General features: G+C 69.2%; 19 protein-coding genes, 1 tRNA gene and 1 pseudogene. 15 read left to right on the top strand and 6 right to left on the bottom strand.

Annotated elements, in window-relative coordinates; genetic code table 11:
• Nucleotides 1-42 precede the first annotated feature (42 nt).
• The 4 genes from H629_RS0107445 (at nt 43) to H629_RS0107430 (ending at nt 3,128) form a co-directional block, all read left to right on the top strand.
• Nucleotides 43-1,265 (top strand): IS3 family transposase gene (locus H629_RS0107445; RefSeq protein ID WP_152485663.1). Its coding sequence is split into 2 segments (ribosomal slippage): nt 43-328 and nt 328-1,265, totalling 1,224 coding nucleotides; the frame shifts between segments, so codons are not numbered across the junction.
• A 426-nt stretch (nt 1,266-1,691) separates the two neighbouring features.
• Nucleotides 1,692-1,967 (top strand): hypothetical protein, encoded by a 276-nt coding sequence (locus tag H629_RS0107440; RefSeq protein WP_024356662.1) that lies wholly within the window; start codon nt 1,692-1,694, stop codon nt 1,965-1,967.
• A 163-nt stretch (nt 1,968-2,130) separates the two neighbouring features.
• Nucleotides 2,131-2,424: a hypothetical protein gene (locus H629_RS0107435; RefSeq protein ID WP_024356661.1), complete on the top strand. Its 294-nt coding sequence runs from the start codon at nt 2,131-2,133 to the stop codon at nt 2,422-2,424.
• Nucleotides 2,425-2,462: 38 nt separating this feature from the next.
• Complete coding sequence (locus tag H629_RS0107430; RefSeq protein WP_024356660.1) at nt 2,463-3,128, top strand: SOS response-associated peptidase family protein; 666 nt, start codon at nt 2,463-2,465, stop codon at nt 3,126-3,128.
• Nucleotides 3,129-3,405: 277 nt separating this feature from the next.
• On the opposite strand, the gene H629_RS15155 is transcribed toward H629_RS0107430, so the two are convergent.
• Together H629_RS15155 and H629_RS0107425 are read right to left on the bottom strand one after the other, a co-directional pair.
• Entirely contained in the window at nt 3,406-4,707 is a 1,302-nt protein-coding gene (locus H629_RS15155) for a hypothetical protein (RefSeq protein ID WP_152485662.1), read from the bottom strand.
• A gap of 334 nt (nt 4,708-5,041) precedes the next feature.
• Complete coding sequence (locus tag H629_RS0107425; protein WP_024356659.1) at nt 5,042-5,686, bottom strand: YoaK family protein; 645 nt, start codon at nt 5,684-5,686, stop codon at nt 5,042-5,044.
• Between the two features lie 220 nt (nt 5,687-5,906).
• Between H629_RS0107425 and H629_RS0107415 the strand changes: the two genes are divergently transcribed.
• The 3 genes from H629_RS0107415 (at nt 5,907) to H629_RS0107405 (ending at nt 7,517) form a co-directional block, all read left to right on the top strand.
• Nucleotides 5,907-6,128: a hypothetical protein gene (locus H629_RS0107415; protein WP_024356658.1), complete on the top strand. Its 222-nt coding sequence runs from the start codon at nt 5,907-5,909 to the stop codon at nt 6,126-6,128.
• 135 nt (nt 6,129-6,263) lie between these two features.
• On the top strand, nt 6,264-7,055 hold the full coding sequence (locus tag H629_RS0107410) for an SDR family NAD(P)-dependent oxidoreductase (RefSeq protein WP_024356657.1): 792 nt from the start codon (nt 6,264-6,266) through the stop codon (nt 7,053-7,055).
• A gap of 84 nt (nt 7,056-7,139) precedes the next feature.
• On the top strand, nt 7,140-7,517 hold the full coding sequence (locus H629_RS0107405; RefSeq protein ID WP_024356656.1) for a hypothetical protein: 378 nt from the start codon (nt 7,140-7,142) through the stop codon (nt 7,515-7,517).
• Between the two features lie 163 nt (nt 7,518-7,680).
• Here the strand turns inward: H629_RS0107405 and H629_RS0107400 are convergent, their stop codons facing one another.
• Nucleotides 7,681-8,025, bottom strand: a complete 345-nt coding sequence (locus tag H629_RS0107400) for a hypothetical protein (RefSeq protein WP_152485661.1) — start codon at nt 8,023-8,025, stop codon at nt 7,681-7,683.
• A gap of 319 nt (nt 8,026-8,344) precedes the next feature.
• Between H629_RS0107400 and H629_RS0107395 the strand changes: the two genes are divergently transcribed.
• Nucleotides 8,345-9,502, top strand: coding sequence for a carboxylate-amine ligase (locus H629_RS0107395; protein WP_024356654.1), 1,158 nt, complete (start codon nt 8,345-8,347; stop codon nt 9,500-9,502).
• Between the two features lie 389 nt (nt 9,503-9,891).
• Here H629_RS0107395 and H629_RS0107385 read toward each other — a convergent pair.
• A tRNA-Arg gene (locus H629_RS0107385) sits at nt 9,892-9,968 on the bottom strand.
• A 219-nt stretch (nt 9,969-10,187) separates the two neighbouring features.
• On the opposite strand from H629_RS0107385, the gene H629_RS0107380 reads away from it, so the two are divergent.
• Both H629_RS0107380 and H629_RS0107375 read left to right on the top strand, forming a co-directional pair.
• Nucleotides 10,188-10,757, top strand: a complete 570-nt coding sequence (locus tag H629_RS0107380; RefSeq protein WP_024356653.1) for an adenine phosphoribosyltransferase — start codon at nt 10,188-10,190, stop codon at nt 10,755-10,757.
• Nucleotides 10,758-10,844: 87 nt separating this feature from the next.
• The gene (locus H629_RS0107375) at nt 10,845-12,581 is read left to right on the top strand and encodes an AMP-binding protein (protein ID WP_024356652.1); all 1,737 of its coding nucleotides are present in this window, start codon (nt 10,845-10,847) and stop codon (nt 12,579-12,581) included.
• A 44-nt stretch (nt 12,582-12,625) separates the two neighbouring features.
• Here H629_RS0107375 and H629_RS0107370 read toward each other — a convergent pair whose 3' ends face one another.
• The gene (locus tag H629_RS0107370) at nt 12,626-13,744 is read right to left on the bottom strand and encodes an o-succinylbenzoate synthase (protein ID WP_024356651.1); all 1,119 of its coding nucleotides are present in this window, start codon (nt 13,742-13,744) and stop codon (nt 12,626-12,628) included.
• A 79-nt stretch (nt 13,745-13,823) separates the two neighbouring features.
• Between H629_RS0107370 and H629_RS0107365 the strand changes: the two genes are divergently transcribed.
• From H629_RS0107365 to H629_RS0107345, 5 genes are read left to right on the top strand one after another with little or no spacing between them, the layout of a single operon-like run.
• Nucleotides 13,824-14,153: a TfoX/Sxy family protein gene (locus tag H629_RS0107365; protein ID WP_024356650.1), complete on the top strand. Its 330-nt coding sequence runs from the start codon at nt 13,824-13,826 to the stop codon at nt 14,151-14,153.
• 10 nt (nt 14,154-14,163) lie between these two features.
• Nucleotides 14,164-15,117: a 1,4-dihydroxy-2-naphthoyl-CoA synthase gene (locus H629_RS0107360; RefSeq protein ID WP_024356649.1), complete on the top strand. Its 954-nt coding sequence runs from the start codon at nt 14,164-14,166 to the stop codon at nt 15,115-15,117.
• Between the two features lie 53 nt (nt 15,118-15,170).
• Entirely contained in the window at nt 15,171-16,595 is a 1,425-nt protein-coding gene (locus H629_RS0107355; RefSeq protein ID WP_024356648.1) for an MFS transporter, read from the top strand.
• A gap of 9 nt (nt 16,596-16,604) precedes the next feature.
• The gene (locus H629_RS0107350; RefSeq protein ID WP_240471075.1) at nt 16,605-17,864 is read left to right on the top strand and encodes an AMP-binding protein; all 1,260 of its coding nucleotides are present in this window, start codon (nt 16,605-16,607) and stop codon (nt 17,862-17,864) included.
• Nucleotides 17,861-18,814, top strand: coding sequence for a 1,4-dihydroxy-2-naphthoate polyprenyltransferase (locus H629_RS0107345; protein WP_024356646.1), 954 nt, complete (start codon nt 17,861-17,863; stop codon nt 18,812-18,814). Before H629_RS0107350 ends, H629_RS0107345 begins: the two co-directional genes overlap by 4 nt.
• Before the next feature lie 60 nt (nt 18,815-18,874).
• Here the strand turns inward: H629_RS0107345 and H629_RS14075 are convergent.
• Nucleotides 18,875-20,627 (bottom strand): annotated as a pseudogene (locus H629_RS14075) (bifunctional 3'-5' exonuclease/DNA polymerase).
• Between the last annotated feature and the right edge of the window lie 138 nt (nt 20,628-20,765).

Genomic DNA, 20,765 nt, shown 5'->3' with positions numbered 1-20,765 from the left:
GCCTGGTTTGAGTTCCGATCTTTATACAAGGATGGAACTACGATGCCAAGCAAATATGACCCTGAACTTCGCCAGCGCGCACTTCGGATGCTCGCCGAAGCCCGCCCCGAGCACGAGTCGCTGACCGCGGCCTGCCGACACGTCGGTGGGCTCCTCGGAGTGAGCCCGGAGACGCTGCGCGTGTGGCAGCGCCGCTACGACATCGATACCGGCGCGAAGCCTGGCACCTCGATCGATATGGCCCAGGAGAACCGGCGGTTACGCCGCGAGGTGAGCGAGCTCCGGAAGGCCAACGAGGTACTCAAAGCCGCGAGCGTGTTTTTCGCGAAGGAACTCGACCGGCCACGAACGAAATGATCAGATTCATCGACGAGTACCGTGATCGTTTCGGGGTCGAGTTCCTCTGTCGTACGCTGCGTGCGGCAGTTCGTGGGTTCCTCATCTCCCGCGGATACCGGGCCGCGAAAGCCCGGTCGGCCTCAGCCAGGCAGCTGCGCGACGAGTTGCTCCTCCCTGAGATCCGGCGGCTCCACGCGAAGCACTATGGCGTGTACGGGCGCCGGAAGATGCATGCCCTGCTGAAGCGTGAGGGGTGGAAGATCGGCCGCGACCAGACCGAGCGTCTGATGCGGCTCGCCGGCGTGCGCGGGGTACGGAAATCAAAGCGCGTGTTCACCACACGCCCCAACAAAACGGCGGCACTGCCTACCGATCTCGTCAACCGGAGATTCGCCGCTGACGGGCCGCGCAAGCTCTGGGTGTGCGACGTGACCTACGTCGCCACCTGGTCTGGGTTCGCCTATGTCGCGTTCGTCACTGACGTGTACTCGCGCAGAATCGTGGGCTGGAATGTCGCTGCGACGCTGAAATCTGAGGTTCTGCCGATGCAGGCACTCGATATGGCTGCGTGGCAATCGGGCGGCAGGCTCGATGGGCTGATCCATCACGCCGATCACGGGTCGAATTACACCGCCATGGTCTATACGGATCGCATTGCGGAACTCGGAGCAGTGCCCTCGACCGGGACGGTCGGCGACAGTTTTGACAATGCCATGGCTGAGGCGGTCAACAACCTCTACAAGGCCGAACTGATCCGACAGCAGGGCCCCTGGCGGACGGTTGAGCAGGTCGAACTCGCGACCCTCGAATACGTGTGGTGGTGGAACCATGAGCGCCTTCACGGGGAGCTCGATATGCGTACCCCGATCGAGGTCGAGCAGGCCTACTATGCTGAGGCCGAGGAACTTCTGTCACCGACAGGTTGACAGGAAAACCGGTCGGAACTCAAACCAGGCCAATTCATAGCGGCGTCCCTTGTTCTTGTGTTGGGGCATGAATCCATTCTCCATCCGTAACTCTGGAGCCTCCAACAAACCCAGGGCGCTTCAGCATGCGAGTGGCAACGGAATGGCAACACCCTGTCTTAATCAACGCGAGGTCGCCATCGTTCTAGAAATCAAATTGCCGCGTGAAAACAGTGATCTGAGATTGGCGTTAGCGGTGCACTCGGGTCTGGCAGGTTTCAAATCCCCCCGTCTCCGCCAGACGAACAACAGATAGAAGCCCCCGACTCCCCTAGGAAACACTGGGAAGTCGGGGGCTCATCTGTTTCTGGGAGACCGGCCGATTTGGGCCTTTGCCCACATTTTGCCCACACTCTGCGCGCCCAGACCGGGCGGTAGGCTCGTCTCATGCTGCATGCCACGATCCGTCGAGTCGAGACCGTCTCTGTCGAGGTGGCAGGTGAAGGTCTCGACGCGGTGCGGGCCGAGTTGGAGGCGAAGCGTCCGGCGGGATTCGATCTGGTTTCGGCGCCAGTCGCGATGCGAGCCGGCACGACCGCGCTCACTGCGGCCGGTGTTTTCGAGCGCCGCGATGAGGTCGGCGAGATCGAAGCAGAGACGATGGACGACCTGCGCAAGCTGATCCCCGAGGGCTGGCAGATGATCTCCGTACGGCGTTCCTGATCATGTGGCCCTGCCCTGGCTGCGGTGCGGCGATGAGGCGCGTCGACATGGCCCGGCTGACGTGCCCGACGTGTGGGCTTGAGCGCATCCTTGCTGCCCCGCAGGATCGTCTTCCCTGGGAGCCCGAGGACTGAATGTCGGGGGCGGGGCGTACCCTGCCCACATGACCAGACCGGCACCCATTCGCCTTGACGTAGACACGTGGGCCATAATGCGTGAGGCTCCCGATCATCCGGCCGCGATTGTGCACCGCGTCACCGACACCGTTGGCGAGGCGCGCTATCTGGTGCTCGCCTGGCACGTCGAACCGTCCCGGCGGCGCATGACCGCGATCCACACCTCACTCGCCGATGCCGACCTCTCTGTGCGATACCAGCGCCCGACGCAGAGCAGCGAAACTGCGAGTCGGATGGGCGCGCCGAACGGCGGCGGCACCATCCACCCCGGGGAGAGGTAGGGCTACCGGGCCCGGGCCGGCGGGCGTAGCCTGTGCGCATGTGCGCTTCATACGGTCTCAGCGGCGACAGTACCCCCATCCCTCTGCCGGGCGAGGACGAGCCGATCAGCGAACCAGGATCGCTCGCGCTGCTCAACGACTGGATCACGCAGCACAACGGGCACGCAAAGATCACCGGGCGCAAAGCGAAAAACCTGAACCCAGTCCTCATCGGAGACCGCCTCGAACTCGGATGGTGGTCGCTCTGGGCAGACGGCAGGGGTCCCCGCGGACGCAACAGCTTCAACGCGAGAGACGACTCGCTCGTGAGGCGATGGAGCCACGCCTTCCAACACCGCGCCCTCCTGCCGGCGAGCTGGTACGACGAGGGCAAGCCCAGATGGTCGCTCGCCGATGGGTCACCGTTTTGGCTCGCTGCCGTCACTTCGACCGTCACGGACGATGAGACCGGTGAGACCCGCCTGACCTACGCCATGGTCACCAGACGAGGGACCGGCAAGGCCTCGGCCGTGAAGTCGAAGAGTAGCGGCGGCACCGAGTCGCGCATGCCGCTCCCCATCCCCGCGGACTTCGCCGCCGAGTGGCTCGACCCCGAGCGTGCAGGTGACGCCGAGCTCGTGGCGGAGGCGCAGATCGCATCGGAGGAGCTCAGCCGGGCGATGCAACCCGATCGCCCAGTCGAGACGCTGCCTACGCTGTTCTGAAATGACGAAAGCGCCCCCGCACCCACTCGTGAGAGTGTGCACGGGGGCGCAGTGCGTTGGTGAGGTCAGTCGGCAGCTTAGCCGCCTGGGCCGCGAGTAGCGGGGATGCAAGCCGCGTCCCCGTAGATACAAGGAAAATCCCTCTGTGGAGCCAAGGCAGAACAGGAGAGTGGCGTGCGGAATGCGAGTATTACAGATCTGCAGTGCCCATGATTATCCCTTCTCTGACTACTTCATGCTAATGGTCCGCTGCTCACACCGAAGTGAATCTTCTCAGCTACGACCAATCTGTATGATCGCGAACATTTTTCAGGAGCGGCCAGGTCAGGATGTGAGCGGGCTTTAGTTCCCCGCGCGCGAGGAGACTTCGTGCGAACTCTACGGCTTCATCAATCTCGTCCAATAGCGCGGCTTTGGCCATCTTGTATCGATCATCCTTCGAACGTGCGTTGAATGCTTCGACCTCGCCCCGGATCTTATGGAACTCACCGCATTCTTTGAATGCGAGCCATCTATTGATTCTAAGAATCCAGGAGAGTTCTTCGAGCTCGGGAGTCTTTTCGAGCTCTCGGTGTGGTGCCGCCTGGGAAATCTGTTTCACAAGGTCCAGTCGTCCCTCTTGAATCAAGAACATCGTGCGATCTCCTAGAGCACCTATCGCGCGCCCGAGCGCTTCTCTGTCATCGAGCGCTTTCGTGGCGAGAGCCCATGTGAGGCTGTAGGCGACCATGAAGAGGCTGTCCGCCGCCTTTGCTAGGTAGTCAGCATCGACCTTGAGGTCGTCGTCTACTTTAACTTTTGTTTTTAGATCCGGCAGGTTGTCGATATAGGCCTGGGACACTTTGCTTCCGTTGTGCACCACGCAGTTCCGTCGTTGAATTGCTTCACGCGCATCGAGAGATTTTGCCGCCTTGTTTTCGGATAGACCGAAACGATCCTGGAAGAAGCTCATCCAATCGGGAAGGCCTTTTCGAAGAAGATTCTTGACTATCGAGTCCACAAGTTCGTCCCGCATCTCGTCGATCGAATTATGGGCGGATATTTCTGCCCACGTGAACTTCTTCTCGCTCTGGGTCAGAGGTTCAGGGTTGTATTCGAAGGCGACTCGCGCGATGAGATTAATGAAGACTTCGAGTTCTCCCACGAGTGTTGTGAGCATTGAGCCGTAGAGAAACGTCACACCGACTGCCGGGCGCATCGAGTTCAAGATCGATTCGGCGTACGTCTGAGCGATTCCCTCAGGGAGCTCGTTGGATACCTCCGCAAATGCAACCCGGAAGGCATCCATTCTCTCGGAACTCGGAAGAGAGCCTTCCTCGCCATCTTGTCTCTCGGTTTCAACTGACTGAAAAAGTGCGATCAAGCGGTCGAGCACATCCTCGTCGACCTCTGTTAGCTGTTGGCTGATAGCGCGCTTCGCCCGCTCCTTCGCATCATGAAGCTCATGTTCCCGTTCTCTTACGAACTCTGACATTCGAAGAACTTCCAGCTGACGTTCCGAGAAGACACCGATGAGATGTTCGAGGTAGTGAGCGAGTGCCATCTGCGGCGACATCTCATCAGCTTCCTCAGCTGCCAAGGCTTCTTTCTCAGGCTGGTCAGTTTCGGTGCCATCAGACTCAAAGGACCTAGCCGGTACTTTACACAGCTACACATCTATCGGGCTTATGGGGAATAGTTGCTACCACCTGAGGCCAAAACCACCAACCTCATGGACGCGAAGAGGCCCTGCACCCAAATGCTGCACGGCGTGCCTGATCGAGTGCAGCACTACCGGGGTGAGCCCTGCTGGCCTCGCCTTTGACCGAAGACTCCAGCACATTTTCGGAACCAAGGAGTAGGCGCCCGGCAGCGGGTGGGGCTGCGAAACGGCTCCCACGCGGTCCGCCCTTCGTTGACTATGTCGCCAGAGGTCAGATCACGCGACGACTTCGAGTGCGCAACATCTGCGCGACACCGAGCAGGACGAGCGTGACCGATGCGATGACGAGCGACCACAGCCCGCACAACCGCCAGGTGATCGCCCCGACCACAGCACCACCGCTGATCGCTCCCCAAAGCAACAAAGGCCGGAGCCAACTGCTGCGGCTACTCCCGTTCATGCGCTCCGCGACGCCGAGCCCGAAACTCACGAGCGTCCCAGTCGCATAGGTCAGTGCGATCCGAGCCCGCCCATCCACCACGAACAGGGTATTCATCGCACCCATCACGGCTGCGAGACCAATCAGCGGAGCGCCCGCGGTGGGTACGAGCGCCAAAGCGCCGGTGGCAGCGCCGAGCCCGAACGCGATGGTCACAATCCGGCCGCCTACCCCGTACCCCGGAAAGCGCAACGTCAACAGCCGCCCCAGCACGACCCCACCGACAAACGACGCGACGAGGCTGAGAGCCAGCACCGCAGTCTCAGTATCGCCTCGGGTCAATTCCACACCCGCCTGGGTCGAGTTCCCGCTCATAAACGAGACAAACAATCCGCCAGAGAGAATGAAGCCGATCGCGTCCACAAAGCCGGCGACACCGGTGAGCACGAGAGACCCGCCGTACGCGGCCCCCGACATTGACTTCACCTCTCTGTTATACCCCCTGCCGGAACACCGCGAGCGTGAGCGTAGGAGGCGATGCCAGAATCCGGACCGTCACTTCATCGAACTCGACCGACATTCCCGACCTCCTCGTCAGGATCGCGCAGGGTGATCCGCCCGGCGCGAGCCGGGTGGGCGAGTCGTGAGATATGCGACGTGCGATGAAATGTCAGTGGCTACGGCTACTCTCGGCGGCATGGGGATTCGAGAGAACGGAGCACTCGATGCAGCGGCGTCGCGGTACGACGCCGCGCACGCCGAGACCGTGATCGCCGAACTCGAAGAACAGTACGCGGCGGGTGCGATCGAGCGGCACGCGTATCTCGAGAAGAAGCGCGGTCTCGTGCGCCTCTTCCTCAAGTCGACCACGCAGCCGAAGAAGCGCCGCCGCCCCGTCGAGAACTACGACGGCGACTAGTTCCGGGCGGCTGTCGTGCGGTGCCGCGACGCTGCTCGTCGACTGCGCAACCCCACTCGCCGTGCACGTGCACTCGTCGCCGTATGGTGCAGGATGTCGCTTCGGAGATGCCAGGCGCATCGCTAGGCTCGCGACATGATCAGAACTGAGCGGCGGAGAACAGCAATCGTGACCGGAGCCGGGGCGGCGGACGGGATCGGCTTCGCGATCTCGCGGCGACTGCTCCACGCGGGCATGAACGTCGTGATCGGTGCGACGTCGGAGCGCATCCACCTGCGGCGAGAAGAGCTGCTGGCCGAGCTGTCGGAGACCGGAGCCGAGCAACGCGTCCGGGCGAGCGTCGGAGATCTGTCCGACGAAGCGGGAGCGGCTGAGATCGTGGAGGAGGCGGTGTCGGCGTTCGGAGGGGTGGACGTGCTCGTCAACAATGCGGGCATGACCTCGGTCACCGACCCCCAGGATCCTGCCGCGATCGATGGCATCGGGCTCGCGGGCTGGAACCACGCTCTGCAACGCAATCTGACCACGAGCTTTCTGGTCACGAGGGCGGCCCTGCCGTGGGTGAATGCGAGCCCTGCGGGCCGCGTCATCATGATGTCCTCCGTTTCTGGTCCGCTGCTGGCCTACCGGGGCGACATCGGATATCACGCGGCGAAGGCCGGCATGGTGGGGCTGGTTCGAGGCCTCGCGGTCGATGTCGCCCAGCACGGCACCACCGTGAACGCTGTGGCTCCGGGTTGGATCCATACCGGGTCGGCCACCCCGCACGAGGATGCGATGGGTCTCGCGACACCGTTGCAGAGGTCGGGCACTCCCGATGAGGTTGCCGCCGTTGCGGAGTTCCTCGCGTCGGAGGGCGCCTCATACGTGACCGGACAGCTGCTGGTCGTCGACGGAGGGAATTCGATCCAGGACGAGAAGGGGTGACTGCTTCGGGGCATTCGACCGGTTCGGCTGCGGCATCGGGCTTTCCGGCGCTCCGCGTGGTGCCTACGATGGGCGCTATGCCGCATGCACGCGAGAGACGTCGTCGACGTGTTCGTCTACACCGTTGTCCTCGCCACCTTCGCCCAACTCTTCCCCGAGGTCATCAGCGAGTCCTTTCTCACCTCGCTCATCACGGCGGTGCTGCTGAAGGCGGTGCTCGAGATCGTCGTGCGGGTGAAGACCCGCATCGTCGCGAAGTTCAAGCGCGCTGCGACGGCGCGGGAGCGCGCGGTCGCAGCGGTGGCTCTCGCCCTCGTCGCGGGTGGCAGCAAAGCCCTCATTCTCTGGCTCACCGACCTCCTGCTCGGCGACGCCGTGCACCTGGGCGGGTTCTTCTCGGTCACGCTCCTGGTAGTCGTGCTGATGCTGGCGCGCGCCGGCGTGAGGCGCCTCCTCGACTGAGACGGTCGGCGTGGCCGAGATGCGCGGCGCGGAAGAGATGCGCGGCGCGGCCGAGATGCGCGGCGCGGCCAAGATGCGCGACTCCGCCCGAACAGCACGGAGGCCCCCGCCGTAGCGAAGGCCTCCGTTTCCCTCTCCCCCCGGAGTCGGGTGGCGGATCCGGTCAGTCGGGCGTGTCGAGGGTGATCTGATCCTCGTCCCGCCGTTCCGGTCCGCCGGTATACGCCCCCGAGTCGGCCTCCTCGGGGGTCTCGAAAGCGTCGGCGCCCTCGTCGGCGTCGAGCTCTGGTTCTGCGTCGGCCCCGCCGTCGCCCGAGCCTTGTTCCTGCTCGTGCTTGCCGGCCGTCCGCGGCGGGTCTGCGGCGTCCGGGCCGGTCTTGCCGGCGTCGTCGGCCGTGGGCACCGACCGGTCCACCGAATCCGGTGCGGTCGCGGTGGGCTGCGCGGGATCCTGGCCGCGACGCTCGTCGGGCGAGGGGATGTTCCGCTGGTCGTCCTGCTCCATCACGCGCACCGCCTTTCGAGTCGTCGGGCGTCGATGCTACCGCCGGCGGGAATCCCTCGGAGAGGGCTTGTTCGCGGGTGGCGGCTCTGCTAGAGGGGCCCAGGCGGCGTCGCCGATCCGCTGCGATGCATCGGGAGGGACCGAGTTCTGCTCGGCCCGCAGCCGAAAAGTCAAGGGGCTGACCCGGCGGTGCTCCACCCTTGAAGCTGGAGACGATTCCCGACGGGGTGTCGGCGGCGCAATCGGCGGGCCGGATCGGCTCGGGATCGGCTGACCGCCGGTGCAGAAGCCCGGATCGAGTGCGGTGAACGGGAGAAGCAGGATGGTCGCGAGGGACGCCGGTTCCGAGCCCCGCACGGTCGGGGTGGAGGAGGAGCTGCTGCTCGTGGACGGCCGGTCGGGGCAGCCTGTCGCGGTGGTCGAGGCGGTGGTCGCAGCAGCAGAGGCGGCACCCGGTGAGGCGGCGTCTCCCGGGCTCGAACGGGAGGTGAAGCGGGAGCAGATCGAGGTCGTCTCGCCCCCGTGCCGCAGCCTCGACGAACTCGCGCGATCCATCCTCGTCGGGCGACGCCGGGCGGACGACGCGGCGCGGCGGATCGGGGTGCGGGCCGCAGCGCTCGGCACGAGCGTGCTCCCCGTCGACTCGCACGTCACGCCGAGCCCGCGCTATGCCGCGATCGGCAAGCGCTTCGGCCTCACGATGCGCGAGCAGCTGACCTGCGGCTTCCACGTGCACGTGGCGGTCTCGAACGATGCGGAGGGGGTCGCCGTGCTCGACCGGATCAGACCGTGGCTGCCCGTGCTGCTGGCGCTGAGCGGCAACTCGCCGTTCTGGCGGGGAGAAGACACCGGCTATGTCAGCTACCGCTATCAGGCGTGGGGGCGCTGGCCCTCGGCGGGCGCATACGATCTCTTCGGCTCGCCGGGTGAGTACCACCGCGTCGTCGCCTCCCTGATCGCGAGCGGGGTGGTGCTCGACCCCGGCATGGTCTACTTCGACGCCCGCTTGAGCGCTCACTACCCGACGGTCGAGGTGCGGGTGGCTGATGCATGCATGGATGCCGAGGATGCCCTGGTGATCGCTGCGCTGGTGCGGGCGCTCGTCGAGACCGCCGCTCGCGAGTGGCGCGGCGGCATCGCTCCAGCGCCGGCCGAGAGCGCGGTGCTGCGGCTCGCGATGTGGTCGGCGAGCCGGTTCGGGACCGGCGGCACGGGTCTCGTGGATCCGGTGACGGGCGCCCCTCGCAGCCCCCGTGCCGCTGTTGCGGAGCTGCTGGGCCACGCGGCCGTCGCGCTGGAGCACGCCGGCGACCGCGAGCGCGTGGAACGCGGGGTGGCCCGCATCCTCGCCGAGGGCACCGGGGCGGACCGTCAGCGCCGTGTGCTGGCCGGCACCGGCAGCCTGCGCGCCGTCGTGATGGACGCCGTCGAGCTCACCAATCGTGGCTCGAAGCCGTCGAGCGCCCCGTCGGCGGCGTAGCGGAGCTTGATGCGCTCCTGCGCGGCGAGCAGTTCTCGGCTGTGGGGGCCGTGAGCGTATTGCGCTCAGATGAGACGCTCGGGGCGGTAATGGGGGAGCGGGATCGTGGCTTCGAGATCGTCGGAGTCGTCGTGGCTGACCGCGGCGGGCGGGGTCACGGGGGACGGCGTGATATCGGTCATGGAGCGCTCCTTCGTGCGGAATCCTCAGTATCCGGGAGCGGACGGTGGCGCGGGAGGGGCTGGCGCCGCCGAGCGCTCGCCGGATAGGATGCGCGGTCGAGATGCGGGCTGCGGGAGGGGGAGGCCGACCCGGAGGCCCTGTGATCCACATGATCCGAGTATCAAAAAACCCGGGGTTCCGCATCTGCGTGCAGAACCCCGGGTGAGTGGTGCGCCCCGAGGGATTCGAACCCCCGACCTTCTGATCCGTAGTCAGATGCTCTATCCAGCTGAGCTAGGGGCGCATGTTGGCTTCACCAACCAGAAGAACATTACACGACTCGGGTTCGCTCTTCAAATCGGGGCGGCTGCGGCGTCGGGCGGGCGTGTCGCGCGGTGCGGAGAGGCGGTGCGGGACGGTAGAACCGGAGGAGCGCGGCGGCATCCGGCGCACGATCGCAGTCATCGGGCCATCGGGCGCGCTCGCACTCCGCCTCGTCGAGACTCCCGGTACCCTGGGTCGAGTGACGGAGACCACGAACGAGCCCCTCGACCTGCCCAGCTTTCCCGAGCCGAGTCCTGAGCTCGAGCGCGCCGAATCGCTGATCCTCGAGATCCCCGACTACCCGAGCGCGGGCATCCTGTTCCGCGACATCACGCCGCTGCTGGCCGACGGGCCCGCGCTGCGCGCCACCGTCGACGCGCTCATCGCCCCGTTCCGCGGCACCTTCGACGTGGTCGCAGGCCTCGAAGCGCGCGGCTTCCTGCTCGCGAGCGCCGCCGCCTACGCCACCGGTGCAGGCCTCATGCCGATCCGCAAGGCCGGCAAGCTGCCGCGGCCGGCGGCGAACGTCGGCTACGCGCTCGAGTACGGCATCGCTGAGGTCGAGGCGCACGCCGACTTCCCGCGCGGCTCGCGCGTGCTCGTCATCGACGACGTGCTCGCCACCGGCGGCACTCTCGCGGCAGCCCATCAGGTGCTGCGCGAACTCGACTACGAGGTGGCCGGCACCGCGGTGCTCTTCGAGATCGAAGGTCTGGGCGGCCGCGACGCGATCCGCGATCCGCATCTGCACACGGTCTTCCGCAGCTGAAGCCGCCGCCGGTGCCCGGCACCGCGCCCAACCCGCCGCGGACGTCGGCGCCGCACGCGACCCGCGGTCGCGAGGCAGAATAGTCACATGACCCACACCGATGCCACGCGCGCGTTCTTCGCGGCCCGCGACCAGCTGCTCGAACTCGCCGGCGATCCGGCCCGCGCCCGCGCCGAGTTCCGCTGGCCCGACGTGGGGCCGAGTTTCAACTGGGCCCACGACGTCTTCGACGCGATCGCCGAAGGCAACGACGATACCGCGCTGTGGATCGTCGACGCCGACGGCAGCGAGCAGAAGCGCAGCTTCGCGCAGATGAAGCAGCGCTCCGATCAGGTCGCCAACTGGATGCGCAGCATCGGAGCGCGCAAGGGCGATGTCGCGATGCTCATGCTCGACAACCGGGTCGAGCTCTGGGAGATCATGCTCGCCGCGCTCAAGCTGGGCGTCGTGATCCTGCCGACCTCGACGGTGCTCGGCGCGCATGAGCTGCGCGACCGAGTCGACCGGGGTCGCGTGCGCTGGGTGTTCGCCGCCGCGGCCGACGCGCTCAAGTTCGCCGAGGTGCCCGGCGGGTACGGCCGCGTGGGCGTCGGCTTCGAGCAGGCGAACCGCGACCAGCGCGCCGCCCTCTTCGACTGGCACCGCTACGAGGAGTCGAGTGCCGCGTCGCTCGCCGCGATCCCGCGCACGACCGCGAGCGCCGAGCCCTCGCTCATCTACTTCACCTCGGGCACGACGAGCCTGCCCAAGATCGTGGAGCACTCCCACACCAGCTACCCGCTCGGGCACCTCACCACGACGGCCTGGATCGGGGTGCGCCCCGGCGACGTGCACTCCGTGGTGAGCGCGCCGGGCTGGGGCAAGCACGCATGGTCGAGCTTCTTCTCGCCCTGGAACGTGGGCGCCACCATCTTCGTGCTGAGCTACGCCCGCTTCGACGCCGAGCACTTCGTCTCCGAGCTCGATCGCGCAGGCGTCAGCACCTTCTGCGCGCCGCCCACGGTGTGGCGCATGCTCATCCAGCACCGCCTGGAGCGCAAGCCGCGCGCCCTGCGAGAACTGCTCTCGGCCGGCGAACCGCTCAACCCCGAGGTGATCGCCCGCATCCAGGAGTGGTGGGGGCTCGAGATCCGCGACGGCTACGGGCAGACCGAGACCACCGCGCTCATCGGTAACATGCCGGGCGACCCCGTCGTGCCGGGTGCGATGGGCATCCCGCTGCCGGGCGTCGACGCCGTGCTCGTCGATCCGCTCACGGGTGCGGAGGCCGACGAGGGGGAGATCTGCCTGCGGCTCGCCCCGGAGCCGCCCGAGAACCTCATGACCGGGTACTTCGGCAACCCTGATGCCACCGCGAAGGCCACCGCGGGCGGGCTCTTCCACACCGGCGACGTGGCGCAGCGGGACCGCGAGACCGGCGTGCTCACCTTCGTGGGGCGCACCGACGACATCTTCAAGTCGAGCGACTACAAGGTGTCGCCGTTCGAGGTGGAGAGCGCGCTCATCGAACACGAGTTCGTCGCCGAGGCGGCCGTGGTCGGCGCCCCCGACGACACCCGGCTCAATGTCACGAAGGCGTACGTCGCGCTCGCCGCGGGCGCACCCGCCGATGCCGAGACGGCCCGCGCGATCCTCGCCCACGCCCGCATCGCGCTGCCGCCCTACATGCGCGTGCGTCGGGTGGAGTTCTTCGAGCTGCCCAAGACCTCGTCGGGCAAGATCCGCCGGGTCGAGCTGCGGGAGCGCGAGCTCGCCGCGCATCGCGCAGGGGAGCGGATCGCCGCCGAGTGGCGCGAAGAGGACTTCCCCGGGCTCAAAGGCTGAGCCGCCGCGCGCGGCCGGCGGAAGCGCTCAGCGAGCGGTGACGCTCAGTGAGCGGCAGCGCTGAGCAGCGCGTGGCAGCGGGTCACGCGCTCCCGCCACCACCGCTCGCGCTCGGCCGGGGCCGCGTAGCGAGTGAGCTGCTCGGGGTCGAGCCGGGGGCGGCGCACCTCGATCTCGCCACCGTTCGGCAGCAGCGGATCGGCGGTCACGTCTCCCTCCAACAGGGCGGCCGTGCCGAGGCCGCACGCCCCGGCGAGCACGGCACCGCTGGCCCCCTCGCCCTCGGCGAGCGGGAGCGCGGCCGCGAGCTGCAGCCCCATCGCAATGCCCACCGAGGTGTCGAGCGCGCTCGACACGACCACCGGCAGGCCGGCCTCGGCCACGATCCCGAGCGCGCGCCGGATGCCGCCCAGCGGCTGCGCCTTCACGATCAGCAGATCCGCCGCACCGGCCCGCGCCACCGCGAGCGGATCGGCCGCCTTGCGCACGCTCTCATCGGCGGCGATGCGCACGAGTGGCGAGGTGCGGGCGTGCAATCCCAGGGTCGCGGCGGCCTCGCCGAGCAGCGGGCCCTCGCCGGTATCACCCGGGCTCAGCCGTCGCCGCACCTCGACGAGCTCGTCGACGCCCCCGCACGGCTGCTCGGCGTAGTCGAGGTCGAACTCGGCGAGCGCTCGCAGCGCCGTCACGGCTTCCTCGACGCCCCAGCCCCCGTTCGCGTCCACGCGCACCAGCGCGTCCGGCCCCATCACCTCGCGCACCGCCCGCACCCGCGCCGCATCGTCGGCGAGACCCTGGCCGCGCTCGGCGACCTTCACCTTCGCGGTGCGGCACCCCGGGAAGCGGGCGAGGATCTCGGGCACCCGACCCGCCGCCACCGCGGGCACGGTCGCGTTCACCTCGACGCGGTCGCGCAGCGCCGCCGGCTGCTCGCGCCAGCCGAAATCGAGAGCGGCCGCCAGCCACGCCGACGCCTCGGCGTCACCGTACTCGGGGAAGGGCGAGAACTCGCTCGCCCCCAGCGGCGAATCGAAGATCGCCGCCTCCCGCACCGAGATCCCGCGGAACCGGGTGCGGGTGGGGATCGCGACCACGCGCATCACCGCGAGCACCTCGTCGAGCGGGGGAAGGGCGGCCGTCTCGGGGCCCCGGGCATCACTCATGCTCCGATCCTGCCACGGCCCCTCGAACTCGCGCCCGCGGGGGTGGTGGCGCGAGCGCGAGCGGCGATACTCTGGCGGCATGAGCACCCGGGCCGAGACTATCGAGTTCCTCACCGACCAGCTGAGCGCGCTGCCCGCCATCCGCAGCCGCAAGATGTTCGGCGAGTACTGCCTCTACTGCGATGACAAGCCCGTCGCCCTCGTCTGCGACGACGAACTGTTCGTGAAGCCCACCGATGCCGGCCGCGAATACCTGGGCGAACCCGAGGAAGCGCCCGCCTACCCCGGATCGAAGCCCTACTTCCGGGTGAGCGGCGACCGCTGGGAGGATCGCGAATGGCTCACCGAGCTCATCGACTTGACGGCGGCGGCGCTGCCCGCCCCGAAACCGAAGAAGCCGCGCAAGTAGGCTGGGTGGCATGACGCAGCGCGATCCGCACCCCGCACCGCAAGACCCGCAGCACGAGCGGGTCTCCGAGCTCTTCGACCCCGCCGAGTGGGAGACCGCGCCCGGCGCCGAAAGCTACACCGACATCACCGCGCATCTCAGCCGCGACGGCCGCATCGCGCGCATCGCCTTCGACCGGCCGGAGGTGCGCAACGCGTTCCGGCCGCACACCGTCGACGAACTCTACGACGCCCTCGACCGCGTGCGGGTGAACCCCCGCGTAGGCGTGGTGCTGCTGACCGGCAACGGGCCCTCGCCGCGCGATGGCGGCTGGGCGTTCTGCTCGGGCGGCGACCAGCGCATCCGCGGCCGCGACGGCTACAAGTACAGCGACTCCGAGACGAACGTCGGCCCCGAAGCCACCGCACGCGCCGGCCGCCTGCACATCCTCGAGGTGCAGCGCCTCATCCGCTTCATGCCGAAGGTCGTCATCGCGCTCGTGCCCGGATGGGCGGCGGGCGGCGGGCACTCGCTCAACGTGGTGTGCGACCTCACGATCGCGAGCCGCGAGCACGCGAAGTTCAAGCAGACCGACGCCGATGTGGGCTCCTTCGACGCCGGCTACGGCAGCGCCTATTTCGCCCGCCAGGTGGGCCAGAAGAACGCGCGCGAGATCTTCTTCCTCGCCCGCGAGTACGACGCTGATCGCGCCCGCGAGATCGGCGCCGTCAACGAGGTCGTGGCGCACGCAGACCTGGAGCGCACCGGCATCGAATGGGCGCGCACCATCCTCGGCAAGTCGCCCACCGCGATCCGCATGCTGAAGTACGCGATGAACGCAGTGGACGACGGCATCGTAGGCCAGCAGCTCTTCGCGGGTGAGACCACGCGCCTCGCCTACGGCACCGACGAGGCCGTCGAGGGCCGCGACTCCTTCCTCGAGAAGCGCGAGCCCGACTGGGCGCCGTTCCCGTACCACTACTAGGCCGGGCGCACCGGGGGCGGCCTTGCCGGCCCCCAGGTGTAGCCTGGCAGGTGATGACGAAACCCAGCCCGCCACCGCCCGGCTGGACCACCGTCGGCGCTCTCGCCTTCGTCGGTCTCGTCTCGGCGTTCATGTTCACGCTGGTGGTGCCGCTGCAGGCCGAACTGCCCGAGCTGCTGCAGGCGTCCCGCGAGGACACCTCCTGGGTGGTGACGATCACGCTGCTCGTGGCAGCCGTGGCCACGCCCATCTCGGGGCGGCTCGGCGACATGTACGGCAAGCGGCGCGTGGTCTTCGTGCTGCTGGTCGCGCTGATCGTCGGCTCGCTGGTCGCGGCGCTGTCGTCGTCGATCCTCGGGGTGATCGTGGGGCGCGGTCTGCAGGGCATCACGACGGGGGTGATCCCGCTCGGGATCGCGATCATGCGCGACGTGCTGCCGCCCGCCCGCCTGGGCACCGCGGTGGCCCTCATGAGCGCCACGATGGGCGTCGGCGGCGCCGTGGGCATGCCGCTCGCCGCGCTGATCGCCGAGACGGCCGACTGGCACGCGCTGTTCTGGCTGTCGGCCGCGCTGGGCGCGCTCGGGATCGTGGCGGTGCGGTTCGCGGTGCCCGAGGACACGCTCGTCACGGGCGGCCGCCTCGACGTGATCGGGGCGTTCGGGCTCGCCGTGGGCCTGACGGGCCTGCTGCTGTTCGTGTCGCGCGGCGCCGACTGGGGCTGGGGATCGCCGCTCGCGCTCGGCTCTGCGGGTGCCGGCGTCGTGGTGCTGCTGATCTGGGGCGTGTATCAGCTGCGGGCGCGCGATCCGCTCGTCGATCTGCGGGTGGCGGCCCGGCCGACGGTGCTGCTGACGAACCTCGCCGCGATCGGCATGGGGTTCTCGCTGTTCGGATCCAACGTGACGTTCCCCCAGCTGCTCGAGATGCCGCGCGAGACGGGCGCCGGCTTCGGCCTCACGATGATCGAGGCGGCCATCTGCATCATGCCGGCGGGCCTCATCATGATGGTGCTGTCGCCGCTGTCGGGCAAGCTCGAGCGCATCTTCGGCCCGCGGCCGCTGTTCACGATCGGCACCTCGTCGATCGTGGTCGCGCACGTGTTCGTGCTGCTGTGGTCGAGCGAGGTGTGGCACGTCGTGGTGGCGAACGCCATCATCGGCGTCGGTATCGCGTTCTCGTTCGCCGCGATGCCGATGATCATCATGGGCGCCGTGCCGGCCCACGAGACGGGGGTCTCGAACGGCCTGAACGCGCTGTTCCGATCCGTCGGCACGTCGAGCGCCTCAGCCGTGATGGGCGGCGTGCTCGCGGCGATGAGCGTCGAGCACGAGGGCCGCGCCGTGCCCACCGCCGAGGCCTTCGCGACCTGCTTCTGGATCGCGCTCGGCGCGGCGGTGGTGGCGACCGTGCTCACCCTGCTCATCCCGCGCGGCAGCCCGGAGCCGCGACCGTCGCTGCCCGCCGCCACCGAGTAGCCTGGAACGGTGACTGCGCCCAACGGACTCCGCACCATCCCGACAGGGGATCGCGCCTGGCTCATGGCCGCGCTCGGCGACGCGCTGAGCGGCGGTGCGCCCATCCTCCCGGTCGCCGACGACCGCGCCGACGCCGAGGCGGTCGCGGCGCTGCAGCGCGCCGAACTGCCCGAGGGCACCGCGGTGGTGGTGCGCACCTCGGGCTCGAGCGGCGTGCCGAAGGCGGTCGCGCTGTCGGCCGCCGCCCTGCGCGCGGCCGCCGAGGCGACGCACGAGCGCCTCGGCGGCGCGGGCCAGTGGCTGGTCGACCTGCCGTCGCACCTGATCTCGGGGCTGCAGATGCTGGTGCGCAGCGAGGTCTCCGGAATCCCGCCGCGGTTCTTCGACGCGGCGGGCGGCTTCGACCCGGCGGCGCTGCTCGACGCGGCCGAGGGGCTCGACGGGCAGCGCCGCTACGTCTCGCTCGTGCCGCTGCAGTTCTCGCGGCTGCTCGATCTCGCCGAGCAGGATCGCGCCGCCGCCGACGCACTGCGCCGCTTCGACGCGGTGCTCGTGGGCGGGCAGGCGGTGTCGTTGGAGATGCGCCGGCGAGCGCACGAGCTCGGCGTCGCGCTGAAGCGCAGCTACGGCATGACCGAGACGGCGGGCGGCTGCGTCTACGACGGGGTCGAGATCGGCGACACGCGCGTGCGCATCCGCGCGGGCGAGGTGCAGCTGGCCGGCCCGTCGCTGGCACTGGGCTATGTGGGCGACCCCGAGCTCACCGCGGACCGCTTCATCGAGGACCGGGATCGCGACGGCTCGGTGCACCGCTGGTATCGCACCGGCGATGCGGGCGAGCTGCTCGGCGGCATGCTCACCGTCACGGGACGGCTCGACCGGGTGGTCATCTCGGGCGGCGTCAACGTGTCGCTCGACGAGGTGGAGCGCGCCGCCCGTGAGTTCGCGGGCTGGTCGAGCGCGGTCGCGGTCGCGGCCCCGCACCCCGAGTGGGGTGAGCGTGTGAGCCTGGTGGTCGAGACGGGCAAGGCAGAGGCCGACGGCGAGGGGGCCGGCGGCGCCGCGCCGCGGGCGACGTTCGACGAGGTGCGCGATGCGATCCGGAATCGCCTCGGCGCGGCGGCGGCCCCGGTGTGGGCCACCGCAACCGACGAGCTGCCGCGCCTCGCGGGCGGCAAGCCCGATCTGCGGGCGATCGAGCAGTGGCTGGAACGGCTGCGGGCGAGCTTCCGCGAGACGCGGGCCGTCGCAGGGGAGGAGCAGGAGTGAACGCGAAGGATCGGCGCAAGTCGGGCAACCCGGCGGTGCGGGCCGCCGCCGAACGACAGGTGGGCTCGGGCGAGGCGCCGCGCATCACCTGGCGAAACTGGGTGGGCGGCGCGCGGCTGCGCACCCTGCCCCTGGCGGTCGCCCCGGTGGCCGCGGGATCCGGTGTGGCGCACATGGTGCAGGGCTTCTCACTGCCGCTCGCACTGCTCGCGCTCGCCGTCGCCGTGTTCCTGCAGATCGGCGTGAACTACGCCAACGACTACTCCGACGGCATCCGCGGCACCGATGCGTACCGGGTCGGCCCGGCCCGGCTCACGGGCTCGGGTCTCGTGAACCCGAAGCGGGTGCTCGCGGCGGCGCTCGTGTTCTTCGCGCTCGCCGCCGTCGCGGGCCTCGTGGCCGTGGTGCTGAGCGGGCGCTGGTGGTTCCTGGCGCTCGGCGTGGTCGCGATCCTCGCCGCCTGGTTCTACACCGGCGGCAAGCGGCCCTACGGCTACGCCGGCCTGGGCGAGGTGATGGTGTTCATCTTCTTCGGGATCGTGGCGACCGTCGGCACGGTCTACCTGCAGACCGAGGTGCAGACGCAGGAGGCGTGGATCACGGGCGCCGGCGTCGGCCTCTTCGCCGTGGCCGTGCTCGTGGTCAACAACCTGCGCGACATCCCCACCGACAGGCTCGCGGGCAAGAAGACCCTCGCCGTGCGCATGGGCGATCGCGCCTCGCGCGCCCTCTACATCGCGTGCGTGGTGCTGCCGTTCGCGGTGCCGGCGCTCTACGGCTTCGTGAACCCCGGCATGGTGCTGGTGTGGTTCGTGCTGTTGATCGTGGCGCCCTGCGTGCTCATCGTGATCACGGCGAAGACACCGCGCGAGCTGATCCTCGTGCTGCAGCTCACGAGCCTCGCGGCGCTCGCCTACGGCGTGCTCGTGGGCATCGCCTTCGCGTTCTAGGGCGCCGCGCTCCGCTCGGCGCCTGCCGGGGCTCGGGCTTCGCACCGCGCCCGGGCGGCGTCACTCCTTCGCGGCGCGCTCGGCGACCCGCACGTCGAGCGGGAAGTCGACGGGTGCTCCGCCGAAGAGCAGTCGTCCGGCGGCCTCGGCCGAGGCCCGCACCGCCTCGGCGACGGCGTCGGCCTGCGCGGCAGGCGTGTGCACGATCACCTCGTCGTGGAGGAAGAACACGAGGTGCGGCCCGTGCGAGAAGACCGGCCCCGACGCCGGCGCGGGTGCCGCGTCGACGGCGGGCATGGCGGCGAGCCGCAGCCGCAGTTCTGCGAGCCAGGCGAGCGCCCACTCGGCGGCCGTGCCCTGCACCACGAAGTTGCGGGTGAATCGCCCGAAGTCGCGCGCGGCGCGGCGGGCGCGCGCCTCGTCGCGGGGCGTGGCCGAGGGCAGGCTCGCGAGCGCCTGCAGCTCTGACCACTCGGGCCCCGGCAGGGGAGAGGAGCGTCCGAGCCAGGTCGACACGACACCGCCCTGCTCGCCGACCTCGGCGGCGCGATCCACCAGGCGCATCGCGGCGGGGAAGCCGCGCCGAAGCCGCGGCACCAGCCGCCCGCTGTCACCCGTGGTCGCGCCGTACATGGCGCCGAGCACGGCGATCTTCGCCTCCTGCCGGCTCGCGACGATACCGCTCTCGACGATGCCGGAGTAGAGATCCTTGCCCGATCCCGCCGCGGCCATCGCCCGATCGCCCGACATGGCGGCGAGGACGCGCGGTTCGAGCTGCGCGACATCGGCGGAGACGAGCGTCCAGCCCGGGTCGGCGCGCAGTGCGGGGCGCAGCGCCCGCGGCAGCTGCAGCGCGCCCCCGCCGCTCGACGCCCAGCGGCCGGTGACCACCCCGCCGGGCACGTAGACCGGCCGGTATCGGCCGTCGCGCACCCACTCGTCGATCCAGGACCAGCCGTTCGCGGTCAGCAGCCGAGAGAGCTTCTTGTAGCGCAGCAGCGGCTCGATCGCCGGGTGCTCGCTCTCCATCAGCTCCCAGCGCGAGGTCGACGCGACGTCGATGCCCGCCCGCCGCAGCGCGCCCAGCAGCTTCGGCGGCGAGTCGAGGCTCGCCCCGGGGTCGCCGAGCGCAGACCGCACCTCCTCGGCCAGCGCCACCATCCGGGCGGGCTTCGCGCTGCCGACCGAGTCGCGGGCCCAGCACCTCGCTCAGCAGGCGGTCATGCTCGGCCGCGTCCCATGGCACGCCGGCGCTGCGCATCTCGACGGCCACGAGCGCGCCGGCCGACTCGGCGGCGAGCAGCAGCCGCAGGCGGTTCGGGTCGGTGGACGCGGAGATCGCGGCGAGCTGCCGTTCGAACTCGGCGCTCACCGACTCCGGGTCGTGCGGCACGGTCGGCGGTCCAGTGCCGGCCTCGTCGAAATCGAAGAGCGTCGAGTCGTCGGGCCTCTCGTCGGCGTCGAGACCCGGCGGGGCATCCCACTCGCGGGCCGCGAGCAGCGCCGTCCGCTCGCGCACCAGCTCGCTCTGCCGCAGGATCGCGTGTCCGAGCCGCAGGTCGTGGCAGCGCTCCACGCGCACCCCGGCGGCCAGCAGCTGCGGATACCAGCTCGGTGCGTCGCTCCACACCCAGCGCGTCGCCGACCCGCTGCGCTCGCGCTCGGCGATGAATTGCGGCAGGGCGGCGGCTTCGAGGCGCACGGCTTCGCCGCGGGAGCCGTCGGCGAGCACGTCGACGACGGTCACCGCAGTGTCGTCGCGGCGGCCCAGCAGGCTCCACCGGGGTGCGGGCTGCGCGCTCGTCTCGGTCACGCCTCCACGCTACTGCGCACCACTGACACCGCAGATGCCGCGGCCCGCGGCCTGCGGCCTGCGGCCTGCGCTTGCGCCTGCGGCCCGCGGCCTGCGGCCCGCGGCCCGCGGTCGGTCCTGAAAATCGGGGTCACTTTT

It is taken from the genome of Leucobacter chironomi DSM 19883, from assembly GCF_000421845.1.
GTDB lineage: Bacteria > Actinomycetota > Actinomycetes > Actinomycetales > Microbacteriaceae > Leucobacter > Leucobacter chironomi.
This window is presented reverse-complemented; position numbering and strand designations above follow the sequence as displayed.

What these genes read in the sequence shown, in the direction of transcription:
- H629_RS0107435 (WP_024356661.1), top strand. Translation starts at nt 2,131, where the DNA reads ATGACCAGACCGGCACCCATTCGCCTTGACGTAGACACGTGGGCCATA.
- H629_RS0107405 (WP_024356656.1), top strand. Translation starts at nt 7,140, where the DNA reads ATGCACGCGAGAGACGTCGTCGACGTGTTCGTCTACACCGTTGTCCTC.
- H629_RS0107425 (WP_024356659.1), bottom strand. Translation starts at nt 5,686, where the DNA reads ATGTCGGGGGCCGCGTACGGCGGGTCTCTCGTGCTCACCGGTGTCGCC.
- H629_RS0107365 (WP_024356650.1), top strand. Translation starts at nt 13,824, where the DNA reads ATGAGCACCCGGGCCGAGACTATCGAGTTCCTCACCGACCAGCTGAGC.
- H629_RS0107370 (WP_024356651.1), bottom strand. Translation starts at nt 13,744, where the DNA reads ATGAGTGATGCCCGGGGCCCCGAGACGGCCGCCCTTCCCCCGCTCGAC.
- H629_RS0107415 (WP_024356658.1), top strand. Translation starts at nt 5,907, where the DNA reads ATGGGGATTCGAGAGAACGGAGCACTCGATGCAGCGGCGTCGCGGTAC.
- H629_RS0107355 (WP_024356648.1), top strand. Translation starts at nt 15,171, where the DNA reads ATGACGAAACCCAGCCCGCCACCGCCCGGCTGGACCACCGTCGGCGCT.
- H629_RS0107430 (WP_024356660.1), top strand. Translation starts at nt 2,463, where the DNA reads ATGTGCGCTTCATACGGTCTCAGCGGCGACAGTACCCCCATCCCTCTG.
- H629_RS0107375 (WP_024356652.1), top strand. Translation starts at nt 10,845, where the DNA reads ATGACCCACACCGATGCCACGCGCGCGTTCTTCGCGGCCCGCGACCAG.
- H629_RS0107360 (WP_024356649.1), top strand. Translation starts at nt 14,164, where the DNA reads ATGACGCAGCGCGATCCGCACCCCGCACCGCAAGACCCGCAGCACGAG.
- H629_RS0107440 (WP_024356662.1), top strand. Translation starts at nt 1,692, where the DNA reads ATGCTGCATGCCACGATCCGTCGAGTCGAGACCGTCTCTGTCGAGGTG.
- H629_RS0107410 (WP_024356657.1), top strand. Translation starts at nt 6,264, where the DNA reads ATGATCAGAACTGAGCGGCGGAGAACAGCAATCGTGACCGGAGCCGGG.
- H629_RS0107395 (WP_024356654.1), top strand. Translation starts at nt 8,345, where the DNA reads ATGGTCGCGAGGGACGCCGGTTCCGAGCCCCGCACGGTCGGGGTGGAG.